The sequence below is a fragment of the Neobacillus drentensis genome, from assembly GCF_036962765.1.
In the GTDB taxonomy this organism is placed as follows: Bacteria; Bacillota; Bacilli; order Bacillales; family Cytobacillaceae; genus Neobacillus; species Neobacillus drentensis_C.
In genome coordinates, this window is sequence record NZ_JBALOS010000385.1 from 1 (window position 1) to 2219 (window position 2219).

Consider the following 2219-nt stretch of genomic DNA (forward strand, 5'->3'; position numbering starts at 1 on the left):
TGCTAAAAATAAAAATGCTGAGTGTCCAGATTATCACTCAGCATTAAACGTGCTTGATTTCAGTTTGATCCATCAATTTTTATGATCCTCCTTGACCCCTTTGTCTTCGTTGCTATCCTTTCTTTGTTTCTGTTCTTCCTTCAGTTTGTCGACTTTCTCTATCCATTCCGTAACAAGTTCCTTTGGTATAGCACCGTTACCANNTGCCAATATTTAAATGTCCGCTTAGTTCTCTAATTCCTAAGTTTCCTAGATTAGTGACCTGTTCAAATTTATCAACATACAATTTTTCTACCTTGAATTCCTGATAAATAACTGGCATCTCTTCAGCATTTTGTTTATTATCTTTTATTCCGGCTACTTTCTTTTCCATGTTTTCACGATACAGTTTCTCTAGTGAGGATATACGGTCCTCGATATTGGAAATACAGTTAGATAAGTTGTTTACCGTATTCTGTATTGGTTCTAAATGTCCCTTGATAGTTTCTTGTACAAATACTAATAGCTTTTTTTCCAAGCTTTTGACTGAGTCTGTACTTATGCCTTCCCTAATTGAACTATCTTTCGTATTAATTAGCCCTAGTTGCTTTTCCAACTGCATAACATGTTTCATATATACTTCTACTGTATTCATTCTTTTTATATGATTTTCTAAAGCTTCTATTCTTTGATAAACATCCTGTGGAAATCCATTCCCTTGTAAAGGCATAATACTCACCACACCTTAGTCAACGAATCATGACTGGCTCTTCCTTCGTATATCTTCTCCTATAACTAATGATTAGAAGTCCATTTTCAAACCTTGCGAAGATATCTTTACTATCAACAGGTTCCGGCAAATCAATGTTTCTTTCGAATTCACCATATTTTCGTTCATTCTTTATAGTTACACCTTGAATCAATGGTGGCCGCAGCTGCCCTCTAACGGAAAGTTTTGTACCAGAAACCGATATAGAAATATCCTCTTTAACAGCCCCAGGTATCTCTAATAATAGGATGATATCTGTTTCTGTTTGAAAAATATCGGTTTTCGGATATTTGATGATAGGGGAATCTTCCCTGTGACTTACTTGGTGTCCGTCAGATTCCTCCAGTACTTCGTCAGCGGAATTCCCTTCTAATACCATCTCCCAAAACTTTCCGTTTTGATATTTCTGGGTAATTTCCATCCATTGTTTTATTTTTTCAAAGTCCATCGGGTGTTCCCCCTTATTACTGTTTCTAGAATATTAAAATAGCTGTCCTTAATTTAGGGGAGGGACAGCTATTGATTATATGTCTTTTAGAATTGGTTACTAATTGGAAATGAAGGATTGAAAATTTGGTCTTGATCGCTAATATCCGGATCCAATTGACAATTGCCCATAATTGAACTGGTCGGAGACAAATCCCCTAAGGAAAAATTAGCCCCTATAAACTTAGAATTAGCAGTATGGCTGTTATGAATCGTGGCTCCAATATCGAGATTTCCATTTTGGGTAATTCCATTTGTTTTTATGTTGAAGATATTTATAAAATAAGGCATTTTAGACTCCTTTCATCGAAAACGAAACTCCTTATAGTTGCTTGGAATTCACATTAGCTGGATTTCCAATGTCTCCTTGATCATTTATATCGGGATCGATGAATACATTTTCCATACCTGAAGTAGTTGGTGAAGTATCTCCGTATGAGGAGTTAACCCCTTGTGATTTCGTGTTGGCTGTAGGCGCATTATGGAGAGCATCGCCTATATTAAGAGAGCCGTTATTAGATATGTTGTTGATTTTTATACTGTAAATATTTATATTGGTGGGCATGTTCTCTCCTCCCAACTTGTCGTTGGTTATATATATGCCCATTTTTTGCATTTGGTTAATAATAAGTTCTTATTCTGGATTTTCACTTTGTTCTTGATTATTGATGTCAACTACCTTAGTTTTGTTCCGATGCTGAAAGATAAATGAACCATCTCCAAAGGTAAACGCAGCTCCTGCCGCTTTCAGGTTGGAGGTATGACTATTTTGAACCGTGGAGCCGAAATTAATATTCCCGTTTTCAGTGATGATACCTGTGTCCATATGATGCACGTTTTGTATATTATTCAAGGGGGTCACCTCTTTCTATTTCATATCTCTATACTATATGCTTAAATATTTTTTCAGTCCCATGGGCCATGATCGAATAACAAAGCCAGCTCAACTTATGTGGTTTTTATTTAAGGCTGTGTTATACAGGTA

At 36.0% G+C, this 2219-nt stretch carries 4 protein-coding genes; all 4 read right to left on the minus strand.

What is annotated here, in order from left to right; translation table 11 throughout:
* Window positions 1–728: 728 nt before the first annotated feature.
* The 4 genes from V7137_RS29840 to V7137_RS29855 all read right to left on the minus strand — a co-directional run bounded on the left by V7137_RS29840 (window position 729) and on the right by V7137_RS29855 (window position 2087).
* Complete coding sequence (locus V7137_RS29840) at window positions 729–1196, minus strand: Hsp20/alpha crystallin family protein (protein ID WP_335701420.1); 468 nt, start codon at window positions 1194–1196, stop codon at window positions 729–731.
* An 86-nt stretch (window positions 1197–1282) separates the two neighbouring features.
* Entirely contained in the window at window positions 1283–1525 is a 243-nt protein-coding gene (locus V7137_RS29845) for a spore germination protein (protein WP_335701421.1), read from the minus strand.
* Between the two features lie 31 nt (window positions 1526–1556).
* Window positions 1557–1799, minus strand: a complete 243-nt coding sequence (locus V7137_RS29850) for a spore germination protein (RefSeq protein WP_335701422.1) — start codon at window positions 1797–1799, stop codon at window positions 1557–1559.
* Window positions 1800–1868: 69 nt separating this feature from the next.
* Window positions 1869–2087: a spore germination protein gene (locus V7137_RS29855; RefSeq protein WP_335701423.1), complete on the minus strand. Its 219-nt coding sequence runs from the start codon at window positions 2085–2087 to the stop codon at window positions 1869–1871.
* Between the last annotated feature and the right edge of the window lie 132 nt (window positions 2088–2219).